This window comes from Gemmatimonadales bacterium (genome assembly GCA_036279355.1).
In the GTDB taxonomy this organism is placed as follows: domain Bacteria; phylum Gemmatimonadota; class Gemmatimonadetes; order Gemmatimonadales; family GWC2-71-9; genus DASQPE01.
Map to the genome: position 1 here is coordinate 1 of DASUJH010000020.1, position 17,952 is coordinate 17,952.

The following is a 17,952-nucleotide window of genomic DNA, read 5'->3' on the forward strand; positions in this document are numbered from 1 at the left end:
CGCCGGCGTGATTCTGCGCGGGCGTCTGCGCCGCCGCGCGCGCGGCCATCGGGCCCACACCCGCGGCGAGCGCGAGCGCGCACGCAAGCTTCCGAAACCCCATGATGCCGGCCAAGGTGCCACCGCGCCCCGCGCCCAGGACGTGCGGCCGCTCACATCGAGCGCGGTCCCTCATCGCTTTGCCTTGCGTTCGAGACCGGCCGCGCGGCGCAGCACGCTCACATATCCGCGGACCGTGTCCTCTGCCGGCTCGACATCGGGAAAGAGATCGCGCCAGAGCGCGTTCGAGAGCAGCGCGCCCACCAGCATCCCGGACGCTGGAAGGACATCGAGATCTGCGCGCACCTCGCCCTGCGACTTGAGCGTCTCGAGAAACCGCGCGAGCTGCCGGTATTCCTCGTTGGCGTCCTGGCAGAAGGTCGGCGCGATCTCGGGGCGCTCGACCGAATCGCCCATCAGGCGGCGGATGAGGTTTCGATGCTGGTAGAAGCGGTGGAAGGCGGCGAGCGCCCAACGCTCGAGCTCTCCGCTCGGGTCAGGCGCCGCCGAATCGAGCATCGGCCGGCTCCGCAGGTTGGCCGAGGAGAGCGCCTCGCGGATGAGCGCCTCCTTGGTGCCGAAGTGCCGAAAGAGCGTGACCTCGTTGACCTCGGCCTCCTGCGCGATGCGGCGGGTGGTGGTGCCGTGGTACCCCGCCTCCGCGAAAATGCGGGCGGTGACCTCGAGCAGTCGGTCATGGGTGTCTGCCATGCAAGCAAGTATCCACTTGCATCAGGCGCTGTCAACCTCGGGGCTGTCCTCCGCTCGGTAACGCTTGTTCGCCCGCGGGTGCCCGTCGGCGCCGATTCCCCCGATCATTGGCCGGCAGGCGGTTGCCAGAGTTCTACCTTGTTTCCCTCCGGATCGATGACCCAGGCAAACTTGCCGTACTCGGAATCGTCGATCTTCTCGAGCACGTTGCAACCCTCTTCGCGTAAGACTTTGACGAGGGCGTGGAGATCGTCAACCCGGTAATTGACCATGAACGGTGCAGTGCTGGGCGCAAACTGGTCGCTTTGCGCCGAAGCAATGGACCAGGCGGTTGTTCCGGCAACCGGCTTGCCTTCCCCATCGGTCCAGGTAAAGGCCGCGCCGCCCCAAGATTGGACATCGATTCCGAGGTGCCGCTTGTACCAAGCCTGGAGTGCCGGAGCGTCTTTGGCTTTGAAGAAGATGCCGCCAATGCCGGTGACTCGCTTCATAGGAGCTCCGAGGAGGGGTGGTCGGGCATCTCAATTGGCTCCAGCTTGAGGCGGCCAAGCTCCGCGTTGACGGCCGGAACGCCGCGATTCAGCTCAGCGGTGAATCGCGCGAGCCAACCATCCAGCTCGGCCGAGAGCTTCTCGAAGACCGCGTACGACTGCGCCGTCGGTTTCGCCTCCGTGCTCGCAACCACCCCGGCCAGTGCGGCGATCTCGTTGTTGAGCCGGATCGGATAGTTGAGCGGATCCTGCGAGCTTCGGTTCTTCACTTGGTAAAGCGCGGCTTCGATGGTGTCGAGCCGGGCGACGAACGGCCGCGCCACGCGTGCGAGCCCGGCGGCACTGCCCGTGGGCGCCCTGTGCTCCCGGTCTTCGAGCGCCGCGCGCACACGGCGAATGTTGCGCACCGCCTCGTTCGCCGCCGAGGTCCGGTCGCGGATCTTGATAAGGAGCGCGTACTGCTCGGCCAGATCGGCCGGCGTCGCGCTGGTGCGCGGGTCCTTGAGGACGGCAAACGTATCCGTGGACTGCGCACCCCCGACGCTCATGCGCACGCTGTACCGCCCGGGCGGCACGACTGGCCCGCGGAGCGTGCCCGCCCAGAAGACGAGGCTGTCGAAGCCCACCGCATCCGGCGCGCGCAGGTCCCACACGAATCGATTGAGCCCGGCCTTGTTCCCCACGCGGGGCGGACGCGGCGCCGTGGGCGGGCCCTCACCTTCCTCCGGCTCCTCGCCCTCCCGTCGGGCCAGCTCTTCGCCGCTCGCGCGCGAAACGCCGAGCCGCTCCAGGCTATCGACCCGCGATTCGAACGCGAGGCTGTCGGCGGCGGTGAGGCTGTCGGGATCGCTCGTGAAGCGCCGCACCAGCGCGCCGGCTGAATCGAAGAATTGAAGGGTGACGTGCTCCCGCGGCTTGGACAGCGAGTACCAGACAACCGCCCCGCTCGGCGGATTCGCTCCGCTGCCCGGTTCCGCGCGGCCCCACTGAATCCGGTAGGCGTCGCGCGGGCGATAAAGATGCGCCACGCCGCTCCCGGCCGCCCCTGAGTCCGTCGTGAATTGGCGGAGCATCGAGAGATCGTCGAGAATCCAGAACCCGCGCCCGTGGGTCGCCGCGACGAGATCGCCGCTCTTCACCGCGAGGTCGTGCACCGGCACCGGCGGCAGGTTCCGTTGGAGCGAGCGCCAGTGCGCGCCGCCGTCGAACGACACCATCACGCCGCGCTCGGTGCCCGCGTAGAGCAGATCGGCACGCGCGGGGTCCTCCCGCACCACGCGCACGAACGCGGGCGGCTCGAGACCGGCGTCGATGCGCCGCCAGGTGGCGCCATAGTCGTCGGTGCGCCAGCCGTAGGCGCGGAGATCGTCGAGCTGATACCGGTTGGCCGCCACGAACGCGGTGCCCGGCGCGTGCGGCGACGCCTCGATCATCGACACCCGCGTGAATGGCGCCATGTCCGTCGGCGTGACGTTGGTCCAGCTCCCGCCGCCATCGCGCGAGAGGTACACCAGCCCGTCGTCCGAGCCGGTCCACAGCACTCCGCGCGTCTTGGGCGACTCCGCGATCGTGAAGATCGTGCCGTAGTACTCCACGCTCGTCTGGTCCTTGGTGATCGGTCCACCCGAGGGCCCGAGCGTCTTGGGATCGTGCCGCGTGAGATCGGGGCTGATCACGTCCCAATGCTCGCCTTCATCGGTCGAGCGGAAGAGCACGTTGGCGCCGGCGTACAGCGTCTTCGGATCGTCGGGCGACACCAGGATCGGGTACGTCCATTGGAATCGGTAGCGGATGTCTGCCGCCGAGTGGCCCATCGGATTCCGCGGCCACGGATTTACGTCGCGCATGAGACCGGTGCGTGCGTCGCGCCGCGTGAGATACCCGCCGTAGCTTCCGGCGTACATGATATCCGGCTCATCGGGCCGGGTCACGACGTAGCCCGACTCGCCGCCGCCCGCGTCGTACCATTCGCCGATGCCGATGCCGTCCTCCGAGCGGCTGGGCCCGCACAGTGTCGTGTTGTCCTGCTGCGCGCCGCAGACTCGATAGGGAAAGTGCGTCGTGGTCGAGACGTGATAGAACTGGCCGGTCGCGTACGCCTGCGGCGTCCAGCCGTGCCCGCCGTCGCGCGAGACGGTGGCACCGCCGTCGTCGCCCTCGACCATCCGCATCGGGTCGTCCGGCGCGATCCACAGCGCGTGACTGTCACCGTGCGGCGCGCGCACGGCCTTGAACGTCCGCCCACCGTCGGTCGATCGCTGCATCCGCACGTTGTTCACGTAGACCGTATTGGTGTCGCGCGGGTCGGCGGTGATGCGGGTGTAGTACCAGGCGCGCTGGCGCAGCTTGCGCTCGGAGTTCACCCGCCGCCAGTGGTCGCCCGCGTCGTCCGACACGAACACGCCACCCGAGTCCGCCTCGACGATGGCCCACACGCGCGACGGCTTGGCCGGCGACACCGCGAGCCCGATGTTGCCGATGATGCCGCGCGGAAGACCCGGATTCCGCGTCAGCTCCTTCCACGTTGTGCCGCCGTCCGTCGATTTGAAAATCCCGCTTCCGGCACCCCCGCTCACCAGCTTCCACGGCATGCGGCCGGCCTGCCAGAACGCGGCGTAGAGCGTGGCGGGGTCGGAGGGATCGAAGGCGAGATCGATCGCTCCGGTCGAGTCGTTGCGGAAGAGAATCTTCTTCCAGGTGACGCCGCCGTCCGTGCTGCGGTAGATGCCGCGCTCCAAGTTCGGCGCCCACACGTGCCCGAGCGCCGCCACGTACACCACGTCCGGATTCTTGGGATGCACCAGCACCCGCGAGATCTGCCGCGTCTCGGCCAGGCCGAGATAGCGCCAGGTCTTGCCTCCGTCGTCGGTGCGGTAGACGCCGTCGCCGTGGGAGACGTTGCCGCGGATGTCGAACTCGCCGGTACCGACGTACACGATGTCCGGCTTCGATTCGCTCACCGCGACCGCGCCGATCGTCCCGCCGAAGTAGCCGTCGGACACCGCATGCCAATTGAGGCCGCCGTCGGTCGTCTTGAACACGCCGCCGCCCGTCGTGCCCATGTAGTACTCGTTGGGCCGCGCGGCCGATCCGGCCACGGCCACCGAGCGGCCGCCCCGGTACGGGCCGATCTCGCGCCAGGTGAGCGCCGCGAACGCGCCGGTATCGCTCGACGCTCGGGGGTCGAGCTTCGGCGCCTGCGCCACCGCCGTGGTCGCGAGCAGCCCGACGGCAGCGGCAATCGTTGCCGAGGTACGAGCAACCCGACCGATGTCACCCCGCATGCATGTCTCCCGGATCAAGGTTCAGCCGGATCTGTGGCCTCGAGCGCTTCCATTGCGGCGCCCGCGGCGGCCCAGCGTTCGAGCGCCGCATCGAGCGCCTGCCGTGCGCGCGCCAGCTCGGCCGAGAGCGCGCCGGCGCGCTCCCGCGCATCGGGCGCCGTGTAGTCGGCCGGCTCGTCAAGCCGCGCAGCCAGCTCGGCCACGCGCCCTTCCGCCGCGTGGGCCGCGGCTTCGGCCTCCGCCAGCTCGCGGCGCCCCGCGCGCAGGGAAGAGCGCCGTCCGCGGCGCTCCGCATCGGCCGCGCGGCGGCTCTCCTTGTCGCGCACGCGCCGCCGTGCCGCCAGATCGGGCGGAGCATGACGGCGCTCCCCCCGCGGCGCCCCGCTCTCCTCCCACTCGGCGAATCCACCGCCGAAGTCGGTGATGCGCCCCTCGGCGAGGCGCCAGACGCGCGTCGTCACCGCGCGCAGCAGTTCCCGGTCGTGGCTCACGAGTATGATGCTGCCGTCGTACGCCTCGATGGAGTCCTCCAGCGCCTCGATCGATTCGACGTCGAGATGATTGGTCGGCTCGTCGAGCAGAAGCAGGTGCGCGCTCTCGAGCATGAGCATCGCCAGCGCGAGCCGCGCACGCTCGCCGCCCGAGAGCGTCCCAGCCACGCGCAGCACCTCGTCGCCCGAGAAGCCGAACCGGCCGAGGTGGTCCTGTACGGCGCCGCGACCCCAGTGGGGGCGCAGTCCGGCGATGACGTCGTACAGCGTGAGCTCGGTCGGCACCTGGGTGAGATCCTGGCGATAGTACGCGACCGCGAGCGACGGCGGCACCCGCACCATGCCCGCCTCCGGCTGTCGCTCGCCCGCGATCGCGTGCAGCAGCGTCGACTTGCCGGCGCCGTTCGGACCGATGAGGCCCACCACTTCGCCGCGGCGTATCGTGGCGGTGAAATCCTCGAGCAGCGTGCGCCCGGCCGCCTCGAGCCGCAGACGCTCGGCCACGAGCACCTGATCTCCGCCGCGGCCGGGCGTCGAAAGCCGGAGCGCCATCGCGCCCTCGTCGCCCGGCGGCGCGCTCAGCCGCTCGACCCGCGCGAGCCGCCGGCGCCGTCCCTTTGCCTGCCGGCTGTTCTGCCCCGCGATGTTGCGGCGGATGTACTCCTCCTCCGCCGCGATCGCGAGCCGCTGCTGCTCGAACGTCCGCTGCTCGGCGAGGCGGCGCTCGCCGTGTTGGTGCATGAAGCCGGACCAGCCGGCCGCGTATGGTGTCGCTGTCCCGCCCTCGACGTGCAGCACGTGATCGACCACGCGCTCGAGGAAGGCGCGGTCGTGGCTCACCACGAGGCTGGTGCCCCCGAAGCCGAGGAGGTACTGCTCGAGCCACGCGGTGGTCTCGAGATCGAGGTGGTTGGTCGGCTCGTCGAGCAGGAGCAGATCCGGCGCGGCGACGAGCTGGGCCGCAAGGCCGAGCCGCCCCCGCTCGCCGCCGCTCAACCCGGCGATGCCGCGCGTGCGCGCCTCCGCTGGATCGAACCCGAGCCCGTGCAGCACCGCATCGACGCGCGCGGCCACGCGGTAGCCGTCCTCGCGCTGGAAGCGTTCCAGCTGGTGGCCGTACCGCTCGAGCAGCTCCGGAGGGCAGCGCTCGCCGAGCGCGGCGATCCGGTCCGCCAGCTCGGCCAGCTCGCGCTCCCGCGCAAGCAGGCCCGCGACCGGCGCCGCAGCCACCTCCCACGGCGACGCGAATTCGGTGAATTCCCGGTGCTGGTCTAGCAGCCCCACCCTGAGCGCCGCCGCCCGCGACACCACCCCGCGCGTGGGCGCAAGCTCGCCCTCGATGAGGCGGAACAGCGTCGTCTTGCCCGTTCCGTTCCGGCCTACCACGCCCCAGCGGTCCCCGCGCGCCACGGTAAACGTGACCTCGCGCACGAGCGGCACGCCGGCAAAGGCGATGGTGATATCGGCGAAGGAGAGGACGGTCATGCGGGCGCTGCGTCGCGCGCCCCGAGCACGCGCTGCACCGCGGCCTCGCACTCCGCGTCCGCCAGCGCATGATCCGCGGCCTTGGCCGCCGCGAGCAGCGCCGCGATGAGCGCCGAGTCCCCCGCGTCGTAGCCGTGCATGGCGAGCCAGTGCCGCACGTTCGATTTGCCCGACATCGGCGAGATCGCGATCCGCTGCGCGAGCCCGAACTCGCGGGCCGGCAAGCTCGAGTAGAGCGCGTCGGCCAGCGCATCGTCCCCCCGCCCGAGCGCCTTGAGCACGGCCGCCGCGTGCACGCCGCTCGCCGTACGGAATGCATCGCCGCCCACCACCGGGTGGTTGGCCGGGATCGCGACCCCCATCGCACGCGCGGCAGTGATACAGTATTCGGGAAGCCGGGTGAGGTCACCGTATGTGCAACCGCGAAGCCCGAGATTGGCGAGCAGCAACTCCATCTCCGCGTTGCCCGCGCGCTCACCGGTGCCGAGCGCGGTGGCGTGCACCCGGTCCGCACCGGCGTCGATCGCCGCGAGGCAGTTTGCCAGCGCGAGTCCGCGATCGCGGTGCCCATGCCAGTCGATGCCTACCGGCTCAGGCGAGGGCGCCACGACCTCTTCCCGGACGAATTGCACCAGCCGCCGGACACCCTCCGGCGTGGCGGAGCCCGCGGTGTCCGCGAGGCAGATGCGCCGCGCGCCGCACTGGACGGCCGCACGCCCGAGGGTGCGGAGCGTGGCGGGTGCCGCGCGACTCGCGTCCTCCGCCACGAACATGACCGCGAGCCCCTGGCCCACCGCGAACCGCACCGCCCGCTCGAGCGCGCCGACCATCCCGCCGAGCGTCCACCCCTCCGCCGCCATGCGCACGCCCGAAGTGCCGATGAACGCCGCCGCCTCGAGCGCCACGCCGGTCTCGGCCTGCACCGCCGCGATCGGCGCCAGGTCCGCCTCGAGCGTGCGAGCCGCGCAGTTGCCCGCGAGCGGCAAGCGCGCCCGCGCGATTTCCGACGCGAGCAGCCGAGTCTGCGCGAGCATCCGCGGCCCCGCCGCCGGATATCCCAGCGTAACCGCGCCGATGCCGAGCTCAGCCATCAAGTGCAGCAGACGGAGCTTCAGGTCCGGGCCGGGATCGATTGCCGAGGGGCTCTGGAGACCGTCGCGGAGGGTTTCGTCGTTGAGCGCGGGGCACCGGACAGCCGCGGGCGACGGCGGTCGCTCGCCGTTCCAATCGTGGATCAGGCTCTCGGGGTTCAGGATTCGGGGCGCTGAGCGTAGCGCAGCTCACCGAGGAGCGCGCGGGCAGGAATCCCCTCGCGGCTCAGGCGCAGCACCAGCTCGCCGGCGCCGGCGCGCACCACGATGCCCTCGACGCGCACCTTGGAATCACGCTGGAGCCACACGGTGCCCTCGACGATCGAGCCGAGCAGCCAACGCTCGGGATCGCCGCAGCGGGCGCGCAGCCCGCGTTCGCCCAGGTCGATGATCTCGTAGGCCCGCTCGTCGATGACGAGCAACGGGCAGCTTTCGGAGGTGTACGGGAACCGCTCGCGCGAGCGGCGCTCGGGATTGGACATCGGTCGGCGCACCGGAAAATCGGTGCACCCATACTGCGCCTATTCGCCCTCCGGCACAAGCGCCTAGGGCGATCCGGCCTCGTCGCCGCCGAGCTGGGTCTCGCTGCCCGCCGTCGCGAGATCGACGCCGCCGGCGCCGAGCAGGCGGAAGAGCGCCCACTGCGCCCGCTTGGCGGTGCGCGCGCGGGCGCCGTTATAGAGTGCGCTGATCACCAGCACGCCGTCGCGGCGGCCGAGGTAGCCGGCAAGCGCGGAAACGCTGTCCAGCGTGCCCGTCTTGGCGCGCACGACGCCCGGCGCCAGTACCCCGCGCCCGAGCCGGCGCAGCGTGCCCATGCCGTTGGCCGGCAGCAGCAGTGGGAACTCCTCGGCTCCGGGCCGTCTCGGCAGCTGCGCGAGGTAAAGCGCCTCCGTGCGTGCGGCCACCCGGTCATCGGGTGAGAGACCGCTCCCGTCGTGCAGCTCCACGACCGCCGCCGGGCCAACGACCTGGCGCACGTGTCGCGTGAGCCGCTCTGGCCCGTGGCCCGCACCAGCCGCCCAGCGCAACAGCAGCTCGGCGCCGACGTTGAGGCTCCGCCGGTTTACTTCGCTCGCAATCGAGTCGAATGGAGGGGACGACACCTCGGCCAGCACGGCGGGCGCGTCGTCCGGACTCGTACGCGGGGTGACGCGACCGCGGTCCCAGGCGATGCCGGCCCGCTCGAGCGCCGCGCCCCATGCGCATTCCAGCACCTGCTCCGGGTCTTCCGCCACCGCACTGAAGCCCTGGGGGCGCGCAGACAGGCCGATGCTGCCCGTGATGGTCCACCCACCGTCGCCGGTTGCCGCCATGTGAAGGTGGCGCGCGCTGCCCGCGGCGGTGCTCGCCTCGACGCGCACCATCGACTCCAGTCCCGCCGGGATCGTGAAGACGACTTCCGGCGGGTCGCCCAGCTTTCGGCCCGGACGCGCCGTGATGCTCACCGTGTTCTCGTGCAGTGTCACGGCGCCGATCGGCGGGGCGTAGAGCTCGCCTGGGTAGCGGCCGTCCCAGGCCGCGGGAATCACGGTCGCCGTGCGCCCGTTAGCGCTCGTGGTCGTGAGCGCGCCGATAAGCGTGCGCACCCCGAGGGCGTGGAGCTGAGCCGTGAGCTGGCGGAGCATTCGGCCGGACCGCAGGGTGCGCTCGAACGTCGGGTCGCCGTTCAGCTCGAGGGTCCAGGCTCCCTGCCACGTCCCGGCGGAATCGACGTGCCCGAGCCCGACCACCCGTGTCGGCAGCGTCGCGTCGGGGCCCACGATGCTCCGGGCGAACCCGGTCGTGAAGATCTTGGCCGTCGAGGCCGGCAGGAGCGGCTCGTCCGGATTGGCGGACCAGAGCACCTCGCCCGCCGCGTTGGCGATCGCGACGCCCCACTGCCCCGGTGCTGCCTGCGTCGCGTGACCGTACCACTGGTCCAGATCGCGCGCGAGGGCCGCCGGAATCGCCTGTGCGGCGCCCGGGCGTGGGCACAGAAAGAGGGCTGCTCCCCAACAAAGGGAGAAAATCGCGATCGTGCGTCGCATGGATGAGTTGAAGACGGTACTGGCAGACCGGAACGCCGGCGCCTCGACCGGCATGACGGTACGCGATCGACCCCGAAATCAGCAAGCCCCGGGCCAGTGATCGCTGCGAAACCTTGCATGGCATGGAACTTGGTATCGCATGCCCCGCGTGTTCGGCGCCGCGCCGCCTCCGTCTGCGTGAGCTCGAATGCGCATCGTCAACCCTCGCGTGAATCGCGAGCCCCAGGGACATCTGCACGGCTCCGCGCTCGTCGCCCGCCTGCGTTGCTCTCTATCGAAAGACTCGGCCGCCGCGCCGCCAGCCCCGAAGGACGTACGTCATGACCGCAGTGCTTCATCCCCATCCGGCCGCGGCCCTCGCCGCGCCTTCTCGTCCGCTCGCCGCGCCCGCATTCCTCCGCCGCATCTGGCGCCCCGCCACCGATCTCGCCGTCGATCTGGGCACCGCGAATACGCTCGTCGTGGTTCAGGGCGAGGGGCTGGTGCTCGACGAGCCCACCGTCGCCGCCGTCGGCCCCGGCGGCGAGGTGCTCGGCGCCGGCCTCGACGCCAAGCGGATGATCGGCCGCGCGCCCGCGGGCGTGCGGGTCATCCGCCCGCTCAAGGACGGCGTGATCGCCGACTTCAGCGTGGCGGAGCAACTGCTTCGCACGTTCCTTCGGCGGGTGCTCGACCGACATCTCATTCGGATGAAGCCAAGCGTGCTGGTCTGCGTCCCCTCTTGCATCACCGATGTCGAGCGCCGCGCCGTCCGCGACGCGGCTCGGAGCGCCGGCGCCAAGCGGCTCCGCACGGTGGACGAGCCGGTGGCCGCCGCGATCGGCGCGGGCCTGCCCGTGAACGAGCCGTCAGGGAGCCTCGTGGTGGACGTGGGCGGCGGCACGACCGACGTCGCCGTGCTCTCGCTCGGGAGCGTCGTGTGCGATGCGTCGATCCGTACCGGCGGTGATGCGATGGACCAGGCGATCGTCCAGTTCCTGCGGAAGCACTACAACCTGCTGGTGGGCGACGCGACCGCCGAGCGGGTGAAGCTCGCGCTCGGCTCGGCGGCGCCGTTCGAGGTCGAGCAGACGCTGCCGGTGCGCGGCCGCGATCTGATCTCGGGACTCCCGCGCACCGTGACCGTGGAGTCGGTCGGCGTGCGCGACGCGATGCACGAGCCGGTGCAGCGAATCGTGAACGCGGTGCGTCGGGTGCTCGAGGCAACGCCGCCGGAGCTCTCGCGGGACCTGGTGGACCGGGGGATCGTGCTGACGGGCGGCGGTGCGATGATCCGCGGGCTCGACGCGCTCCTCACGTACGAGACCGGGCTGCCGGTGCGGGTGGATCTCGATCCGCTCACCTCGGTGGTGCGCGGAACCGGGATGATTCTGGGCGAGCCTGGGAGGTGGGCGGACGTGCTGGCGGCGTAGTGCCCGAGGCGAGAGTCGAACTCGCACGGGGTTGCCCCCGGTGGATTTTGAGTCCACTGCGTCTGCCATTCCGCCACTCGGGCCCGGCGGGTAACCTCGCGGGGCGCTCGGCGCCACGCAAGCGCGCGGACACGCCGCGAACGCGCTGCCTCGCGTCGAACCTTGTTCCACGCCCGTTCGCCGATACTATTCTGCGCCTATGCCCGCGCCGTCCGCACCCGCCGCCCGCCCCGCGCCCGCGCGCCACTTCCACCCGTGGCACGACATCCCCACGGGCAGAGCGCCGCCCGAGCAGGTGACGGCCGTGATCGAGATCCCCACCAACGAGCGCAACAAGTACGAGCTGGACAAGGAGCTGGGCGTCTTCCGCCTCGACCGCGTGCTCTTCAGCGCGGTCCAGTATCCCGGCGACTACGGCTTCCTCCCACGCACCCTCGCCGATGACGGCGACCCGCTCGACATCCTCGTCCTCATGACCATCCCGGTCTTCACCGGCTGCCTGGTCGAGGCGCGCCCGGTCGGGCTCTTCCACCTGGTGGACCGCGGCATCGCCGACGAAAAAGTGCTTGCCGTTCCGCTCGGCGATCCCTACTCCGAAGGCATCAACGATCTCGCCGACGTTCCGCCGCACTACCTGCGCGAGGTCGAGCACTTCTTCCGGGTGTACAAGGACCTCGAGGGCACCCGAACGGTCACCCGCGGCTTCGAGGATGCGGCCGCCGCGCGCGCGGCCATCGTGCGCGCCATGCAGGCGTACGCGGCCAGGTTCGGCGCCGCCTGACGATGCGCATGGCCCGCCCGCTGCGCCGCCTGCTGGCGCTCGCCCTCCTCGCGACGTTTCCCGGTGTGGGCGCGGCGATGCCGCTCCTGGCCGACGCCGCCCCGCTGCACCACGCCGAACACGGGCACCACCAGGGACACCACTCGGGTCAGCACCCCGGCGACTGCTGCGATCTCTGCATCGCCGCCTGCGCCGTCTGCTCGCTTCCGGATGCGGCCGCGGCGCCGGTCGCGGCCTACACGCCCGCATCGCCGCCGGCGCCGATCGCGCCGGCCGCCGCGCCGCTCCGGGCACCGCGCGATCATCGCCTCCCCTTCCCCATCGGTCCGCCCACGCTCCGCGCCTGATCCGGTCGCCCCGGCGGTGCCATTCCCACCGCCGGCTTATCACGACCCGAGATTTGCGGAGCCTTCATGCGACATGTTTTCGTCGCGCGACGCGTTGCCGTCGCGCTTTTGCTCTGGTGGGCAAACGCTCTCGCCGCACCGGCAGCCGCGCGCGCACAGCAGCCAGCGCACCCCGACACCGCCCGGCAGCAGCCCGACACGCTGCGCCAGCGATCGGATACGCTCGTCCGGCCGGTCACCACGCTCAAAGAGGTGACCGTCACCGCGACGCCGATGCGGCGCCAGTCGCCCGCCTCGAGCACGACCGTGTCCGCCGGCGAAATCGAGCGCGCCCCCGCCACGAACCCGTGGGACCTGTTGCGCCAGACGGCCGGCGTCGAGGTGCACGAGCAGGGTCAGGGGCCGGGCTTCGCGCCCACCGCATCGCTCCGCGGCTTCAGCTCCGACCACTCGACCGACCTGGCACTCTGGGTCGACGGCGTGCCGGTGAACGAGCCGGTGAACGGCCACGCCGAGGGCTACAACGACTGGAGCCTGCTCTTTCCCGAGGCCATCCACGATGTCGAGGTGATCGACGGTCCGGTGAACCCGCGCTTCGGCAACTTTGCGCTCGCCGGGGTCGTCAACGTGCGCACGCTCGAGCGGATGCAGGGGAGCCGTGCCGAGCTTTCGGGCGGCGCGTATGGACGGCTCGAGGGCAGCTTTCTGACCGGCGTCGACCAGCCGACGACCGGCGCCGTGTTGGGCGTTCGCGGGCTGCGCGAAGGCGGATGGCGGCCGCACAGCGGCTACGATCTGGGACAGCTCCACGCCCGCGCAGTGCACCAGCTCTCCGATCGCGCGACGATCGACGCCGGCATCGGCCTCTATGGAGCCGGGTGGGATTCGCCCGGCTATCTCACGACGGCCCAATTCGCCGCGCGCGACTATGACGTGGTGGTGGACCCGACCGACGGCGGCTTCAAGCGGCGCGCGCAGGAGCGGGTAAGCCTCCGCTACATTGCCGGCCCTTCGCTGCTGTGGCGCTCGACGGTCTACGCCACCCAGGGCCGCTGGCAGCTCTTTCTCAACATCCCCCCCGAACCCGGCGAGGGCGAAGGCTCGGGCAGCCAGTCGGAGGAGGAGGACACCCGCTACGGCTTCGGCGCCACGAGTGCGCTCACCTGGAGCGGCTCGCGCGCCGAGGTGACCGTCGGCACGGAAGGGCGGTGGGACCATGCCGATTACGAGAACTGGCTCACGCAGGCGCGCGTGCGCCAGGAGCCCCGCACACTCGTCGGCGCGCGGCAGGCGTCGGGCGCGCTGTTCCTCGCGTCGAGCGCCGATCTCACCCATCACTTCCGCCTGAACCTCGGCAGCCGGGTCGACGTCCTGGGCACTCGCTCGTCACCCACCCCGGTGCCCGACGCAGCGCCGGGTGGCGCCGACGAAACGCAGCCCCCCGCGGCCGACACGCGCGCGGTCGTGAGCCCCAAGCTCGGCGCCCTCTACCACATCCCCCGGCTCGGCGCGGTGTACGTAAACGTGTCGCGCGGCTTCCGCGCCGCCGACGGCGTCATCACCGATCCGTCGATGCCGTTCATCACGAGTTGGGCGTACGAGGCGGGTGTGAAGCTCGATCTCCATCGGGTGACCGCGAGCGCCGCGCTCTTCCGGGCCGACGTGAGCAACGAGCAGACGTTCGATCCGATCACCCTCACCACCACGAGCGGTGGCGCGAGCCGCCGCCAGGGGGTCGAGCTGACGGCGGACGCGCACCTCACCCCGGCGCTGCGGGCCCATGGAGACTGGACCTTTACCGACGCGACCTACCGCGACTTCATCACCGAGGATGGCGATGATCTCTCCGGGACGCCGGTGTTCAACACGGCGAAGTACGTGGGCTCGGCCGCGGTCGAGCTGTCACCCCCGGGCGCGGCATGGCTCGCGCAGGTGAGCACCAACGCCGTGGGTCCGTACACGCCATTCGACCAACCGGGCGTGACACTCCCCGCCTATGCCTTGCTGCATGTCGGCGGCGAATATCGCGTGGGAGATGCGGTGCTGCAGTTGGGCGTGCGCAACGTGATGGACCACGCCTACGCCGAGATCCGTGCCGGCGAGTTTATCGCGCCGGGCCAGCCGCGATCGGTGTACGGCGGAGTGCGCTATCGATTCTGATAGCGGAATCGTGGCCCGGGCCTTCGCCCGCGGCCGCGGGCCGGTGGGAGGCCCTGCTCTTCCCGGCGCCGCTCGCGGATCTGCTGCACCCGGCGCTGGAGCCGCTCCCGCATGACGAAGAGCCGGGAGCGCTGGACCGGTGTCAGATAGCGGGCCATGTCGCGGTTTTCATCGCGAAAGGTCTGCGCGTACGCCGACTTGATGTTGACCAGGCCGTCGGTAAGCCGGGAGACGCTGTCCTGATTGGCGGCAACGCCGGGCCGAAGTTGCCCGGCGAGCGCCTGGCGCAGGTCCCGCTCCCGGCGCTGGAGCTCGCGGCGGCGATCGCCGTAGGTGTTCGCGGTCACTCGGAGCTGCGCGGCCTGCTCATCGCTGAGCCCGAGCTGCTCCTTCACCCGCTCGGCAAAACGATCTTCGATTTGCTGGCGCAGCGCGGCGGCGCGCGAAGGATCCTTATCCGGGCCGGTGGGCACCTGCGCGCGGGCCGGCACCGCGGCGCCCGCGAGGAGCACGACGCACCACCAGCAGATCGCGCGCATCAGCCCTCCAATCCGTTGAGCAGGCTTCTCAGACCTGTCGTGTCGAGGTCGCCCAGGCCAGCGTCGTCGTCGCCCGTGAGCGGCGCAGTCGCCGGGTCATCGGAAGCGGTCGCGGGCTGGTTCATCGCCTGCAGCACCGCCTGCAGGTCGTCCGTCCCCAGGCTGTCGAGCTCCGGGAGCGGGATGCCGAGGGCACCGACCTCGACCGAAGTCGCACTGGCTGGTACGCGGCGCGTGGGCTGACCGGTCCAGATAGCGAGTGCCAGCGCCGCCGCCGCGGCGAGCCCCGCGAGGCCCCACCCCTGCCGCCGCCGCCGGTCCTGCAGCGCCTCGGCCCGGAGCCGGCCGAGCACCCGCTCGGTTAGCTGGTGCACGTCGATCCCCGCCGGGGCGGCAATGCCCAGGCGGCCGGCGGTCGTCACGAGCGCCCATTCGTCCCGGCACGCGCCGCAGGCCGCGAGGTGCCCGGTTTCCTCGTCGCTCCACGCGCCGTGTCCGAGCGACACCTCGGGCATGCGGTCAGACATCTGTTCGCACGTGATCATCATCGCACCAGCTCCTTCAATCGCTTGACCGCATGATGGTAGTGTACCCGTGCCGCGCCGGGCGTAGTTCCGAGCGCAACCGCAATGTCTTCGTACGAGCGGCCCTCCTGCGCCCGGAGGAGAAACACCTCTCGCTGGAGGCGCGGCAGGCGACCCAGCTCTCGCCGCATCCGCTCCTCGGCCTCCGCCGCGGCGAGATCGGCCTCAGGATCGGCGTGGTCCGGAATGTCACGGTCGTCGATCGAGACAACTTGCCGTCCCTTCCGCCTGCGGTAGTCGTCCTTGAGCAAGTTGCCCGCGATGGTGAACAGCCAGCTGCGAAACGATGCCTCGGCCCGCCACCCGTGCACGCTTCGAAAGGCGCGGAAGAACGTTTCCTGCGTGAGATCCTCGATGTCGCTCGTGCCCGCACCCGTACTGTAGAGGAAGCGCCCGACGGCGGCGAGATGGCGGTGCACCAGCGTGGCGGCCGCGCGCTCGTCCCCGGTTCGGTAGGCCGCGACGAGGTCGGCGTCGGTCGGCGCATCGGCTTCGGGCCCGCGGGCCTTGGGCGCGTCAACGCCGCGTCTGGCACTCATTCAGCGCGGTGTGACGCGGGAGGCTGCGGGGCGTTAAGCGAGCGGGGTCGGGCGACGTCCAGCGTACGACGATCCACGGGCGTCCTCCACCAACCGGTGAGCGCAGGCCGCCAAGCGGCAACGCGGTAATGACTTCGATGGATCAGATGAAGCGATTTCGCTGCTGTCAGGATCGCGCTGACCACTGCCCGAGGCTATTTTCGCGCCATGCCCTCCACTCGTCGGCCCCGTATTCTCGCCCACCGCGGCGCGTCGGGCCATGCCTGGGCCAATAGCGCAGACGCGTTCCGCCAGGCGATCGAGCTGGGCGCCGACGGCGTCGAGCTCGACGTCCATGCGACGGCCGACGGCGAAATCGTCGTGCATCACGATCCGTTGCTGCTCGATCTTGGAATGATCGCCACGCTCTCGGCCGCGACCGCGCGCGAGTTCAGATTGCCGAACGGCGAGCGCCTTCCGCTCCTGTCCGAAGCGCTCGAGATCCTCGGCGACCACGAAGTATGGGTGGAGGTGAAGGCGCTCCCCGGCAGGTTCGATGCGCGGCTGCTCGCCGTGCTCGATGCAGGCCCCGCGCCTTCGCGCTATGCGGTACACAGCTTCGACCAACGTATCGTGCGGCGGCTGGGGCGACGCCGGCCCGAGCTCCGCCGGGGTTTGCTGGTGGTCGACTACCCGGCCGATGCCGCAGCCACGCTTCGCGCCGCCGACGCCGGAGCGCTGTGGCCGGAATATCCGCTAATTGACCGTGCCCTCGTGGAGGCGGTCCACAGGGCCGGGGGCGAGGTCATCGGGTGGACGGTGGATGGGCGGGACGAGTGCCGCCGGCTCGCGGCGCTCGGGGTAGACGCCATCTGCGGGAACTGGCCGGACCGCATCGCGGCCGCGCTCCGGGTTTAGATCGTCCCGGCGGCTTCACCGCCCGCAGGCTGCTGCTCGACGCCGTCTGCCTCCGGCACTTCACTTGCCGTCGCGCGCTCGCGCCGGGCGCGCCGCCGGCCCGCGATCTCCGTCTCGAGCTGCCCGATTCGAGCTTCCAAATCGTCCAGCCGGAAGAGCAGCGAGTCCACCCGCCGCACGTCCACCTGGCCGCCGCGCTCGCGGCGGTGCGTGAGCAGGCCGAGATCGCGCGCCGCCGTGTCCTGCTGGCGCCGGAGCCGCAACAGCTCGAGCTGCAGCTTGCCTTCGTCGAATGCCGCGTGTGCCTTGCGGCCGAATGTTTCCAGCTCGCGATTGAGCCGATCGATCAATTGTGTCATAATGACCTCCCAATTGGGCCGGCGGCCCTCTCTCAAATAAAACGCCAGCGGGGTGCGGAAACAGCTCCGCACCCCGCTCATGATTCGGGCCCGGGCCCGCGGACCTCAGGATTCGGTGGGCGACTCGGCCGGATACACCGACACCTTGCGGCGGTTCTTGTCCTTGAACTCGAACGTCACCACGCCGTCCACCAGGGCGAACAAGGTGTCGTTGCGCGCACGGCGCACGTTCTTGCCCGGATGGATTCTGGTGCCGCGCTGGGTGACGAGGATGTTTCCCGCGCGCACCGTCTCGCCGCCGTAGTGCTTCACGCCCAGGTATTTCGGATTGCTGTCGCGCCCGTTCCGGCTCGAGCCGACGCCCTTCTTGTGTGCCATGCTTTCCTCAGCCGAGCTTGAGCTCCGTGATGCGGACCTCGGTGTACCGCTGCCGATGCCCGGTCTTCCGGCGGTATCCTTTCCGCCGCTTGAACTTGAATACGTAGATCTTGGGCTCCTTGCCCTCGCCCACCACCTCGGCCTCGACCGACGCGCCCGGCACGAGCGGCTGACCCGCGCGGATGGTCTGCCCGTCCGACGAGAGTAACACGTCGCTAAAGGTGAGCTTGGCGCCCGGCGCCGCCTCGAGCAGCGGAAGCCTGAGCGTCTTGCCCTGCTCCGCGCGAAACTGTTTGCCGGCGGCCCGGAAGATTGCGTACATGAAGATCCCGAT

At 70.7% G+C, this 17,952-nt stretch carries 18 protein-coding genes and 1 tRNA gene; 5 read left to right on the top strand and 14 right to left on the bottom strand.

All coding sequences use genetic code 11. The features are described from left to right. Nucleotides 1–171 precede the first annotated feature (171 nt). The 7 genes from VFW66_04325 to dacB all read right to left on the bottom strand — a co-directional run bounded on the left by VFW66_04325 (nucleotide 172) and on the right by dacB (nucleotide 9,622). Nucleotides 172–750, bottom strand: a complete 579-nt coding sequence (locus VFW66_04325) for a helix-turn-helix domain-containing protein (GenBank protein ID HEX5385906.1) — start codon at nucleotides 748–750, stop codon at nucleotides 172–174. A 104-nt stretch (nucleotides 751–854) separates the two neighbouring features. Next, on the bottom strand, nucleotides 855–1,241 hold the full coding sequence (locus VFW66_04330) for a VOC family protein (protein HEX5385907.1): 387 nt from the start codon (nucleotides 1,239–1,241) through the stop codon (nucleotides 855–857). After that, nucleotides 1,238–4,525 carry a glycosyl hydrolase gene (locus VFW66_04335; protein HEX5385908.1) on the bottom strand — a complete coding sequence of 1,096 codons (3,288 nt, stop codon included), beginning with the start codon at nucleotides 4,523–4,525 and terminating at the stop codon, nucleotides 1,238–1,240. The genes VFW66_04330 and VFW66_04335 overlap by 4 nt, the downstream gene beginning before the upstream one ends. A 14-nt stretch (nucleotides 4,526–4,539) precedes the next feature. Next, nucleotides 4,540–6,501, bottom strand: coding sequence for an ABC-F family ATP-binding cassette domain-containing protein (locus tag VFW66_04340; GenBank protein HEX5385909.1), 1,962 nt, complete (start codon nucleotides 6,499–6,501; stop codon nucleotides 4,540–4,542). After that, complete coding sequence (locus VFW66_04345; GenBank protein HEX5385910.1) at nucleotides 6,498–7,757, bottom strand: LeuA family protein; 1,260 nt, start codon at nucleotides 7,755–7,757, stop codon at nucleotides 6,498–6,500. The genes VFW66_04340 and VFW66_04345 overlap by 4 nt, the downstream gene beginning before the upstream one ends. Continuing rightward, complete coding sequence (locus tag VFW66_04350) at nucleotides 7,751–8,074, bottom strand: hypothetical protein (protein ID HEX5385911.1); 324 nt, start codon at nucleotides 8,072–8,074, stop codon at nucleotides 7,751–7,753. The genes VFW66_04345 and VFW66_04350 overlap by 7 nt, the downstream gene beginning before the upstream one ends. Before the next feature lie 63 nt (nucleotides 8,075–8,137). After that, nucleotides 8,138–9,622 carry a D-alanyl-D-alanine carboxypeptidase/D-alanyl-D-alanine-endopeptidase gene (gene dacB / locus VFW66_04355; GenBank protein ID HEX5385912.1) on the bottom strand — a complete coding sequence of 495 codons (1,485 nt, stop codon included), beginning with the start codon at nucleotides 9,620–9,622 and terminating at the stop codon, nucleotides 8,138–8,140. Nucleotides 9,623–9,942: 320 nt separating this feature from the next. Between dacB and VFW66_04360 the strand changes: the two genes are divergently transcribed. Continuing rightward, nucleotides 9,943–11,034 carry a rod shape-determining protein gene (locus tag VFW66_04360; protein HEX5385913.1) on the top strand — a complete coding sequence of 364 codons (1,092 nt, stop codon included), beginning with the start codon at nucleotides 9,943–9,945 and terminating at the stop codon, nucleotides 11,032–11,034. Here VFW66_04360 and VFW66_04365 read toward each other — a convergent pair. Then, nucleotides 11,035–11,117 (bottom strand) — tRNA-Leu (locus VFW66_04365). It lies immediately after the preceding gene. Nucleotides 11,118–11,233: 116 nt separating this feature from the next. On the opposite strand from VFW66_04365, the gene VFW66_04370 reads away from it, so the two are divergent. The 3 genes from VFW66_04370 to VFW66_04380 all read left to right on the top strand — a co-directional run bounded on the left by VFW66_04370 (nucleotide 11,234) and on the right by VFW66_04380 (nucleotide 14,322). After that, a complete protein-coding gene (locus VFW66_04370) occupies nucleotides 11,234–11,815 on the top strand; it encodes an inorganic diphosphatase (GenBank protein ID HEX5385914.1) in 582 nt (193 codons plus the stop codon). Between the two features lie 8 nt (nucleotides 11,816–11,823). After that, complete coding sequence (locus VFW66_04375; protein HEX5385915.1) at nucleotides 11,824–12,162, top strand: hypothetical protein; 339 nt, start codon at nucleotides 11,824–11,826, stop codon at nucleotides 12,160–12,162. A 66-nt stretch (nucleotides 12,163–12,228) separates the two neighbouring features. Then, complete coding sequence (locus VFW66_04380) at nucleotides 12,229–14,322, top strand: TonB-dependent receptor (protein ID HEX5385916.1); 2,094 nt, start codon at nucleotides 12,229–12,231, stop codon at nucleotides 14,320–14,322. Here the strand turns inward: VFW66_04380 and VFW66_04385 are convergent. From VFW66_04385 to VFW66_04395, 3 genes are read right to left on the bottom strand one after another with little or no spacing between them, the layout of a single operon-like run. After that, a complete protein-coding gene (locus VFW66_04385) occupies nucleotides 14,310–14,861 on the bottom strand; it encodes a Spy/CpxP family protein refolding chaperone (protein ID HEX5385917.1) in 552 nt (183 codons plus the stop codon). The two genes, VFW66_04380 and VFW66_04385, sit on opposite strands and share 13 nt — an antisense overlap. Continuing rightward, on the bottom strand, nucleotides 14,861–15,409 hold the full coding sequence (locus VFW66_04390) for a hypothetical protein (protein HEX5385918.1): 549 nt from the start codon (nucleotides 15,407–15,409) through the stop codon (nucleotides 14,861–14,863). The genes VFW66_04385 and VFW66_04390 overlap by 1 nt, the downstream gene beginning before the upstream one ends. Further along, on the bottom strand, nucleotides 15,406–15,984 hold the full coding sequence (locus VFW66_04395; protein ID HEX5385919.1) for an RNA polymerase sigma factor: 579 nt from the start codon (nucleotides 15,982–15,984) through the stop codon (nucleotides 15,406–15,408). Before VFW66_04395 ends, VFW66_04390 begins: the two co-directional genes overlap by 4 nt. A gap of 207 nt (nucleotides 15,985–16,191) precedes the next feature. On the opposite strand from VFW66_04395, the gene VFW66_04400 reads away from it, so the two are divergent. Next, entirely contained in the window at nucleotides 16,192–16,881 is a 690-nt protein-coding gene (locus tag VFW66_04400; protein ID HEX5385920.1) for a glycerophosphodiester phosphodiesterase, read from the top strand. On the opposite strand, the gene VFW66_04405 is transcribed toward VFW66_04400, so the two are convergent. The 3 genes from VFW66_04405 to rplU all read right to left on the bottom strand — a co-directional run bounded on the left by VFW66_04405 (nucleotide 16,878) and on the right by rplU (nucleotide 17,940). Next, nucleotides 16,878–17,240, bottom strand: coding sequence for a hypothetical protein (locus VFW66_04405; protein HEX5385921.1), 363 nt, complete (start codon nucleotides 17,238–17,240; stop codon nucleotides 16,878–16,880). The two genes, VFW66_04400 and VFW66_04405, sit on opposite strands and share 4 nt — an antisense overlap. Nucleotides 17,241–17,345: 105 nt before the next feature. Then, entirely contained in the window at nucleotides 17,346–17,618 is a 273-nt protein-coding gene (gene rpmA, locus VFW66_04410; GenBank protein HEX5385922.1) for a 50S ribosomal protein L27, read from the bottom strand. 7 nt (nucleotides 17,619–17,625) lie between these two features. Beyond that, nucleotides 17,626–17,940 carry a 50S ribosomal protein L21 gene (gene rplU / locus VFW66_04415; protein HEX5385923.1) on the bottom strand — a complete coding sequence of 105 codons (315 nt, stop codon included), beginning with the start codon at nucleotides 17,938–17,940 and terminating at the stop codon, nucleotides 17,626–17,628. Between the last annotated feature and the right edge of the window lie 12 nt (nucleotides 17,941–17,952).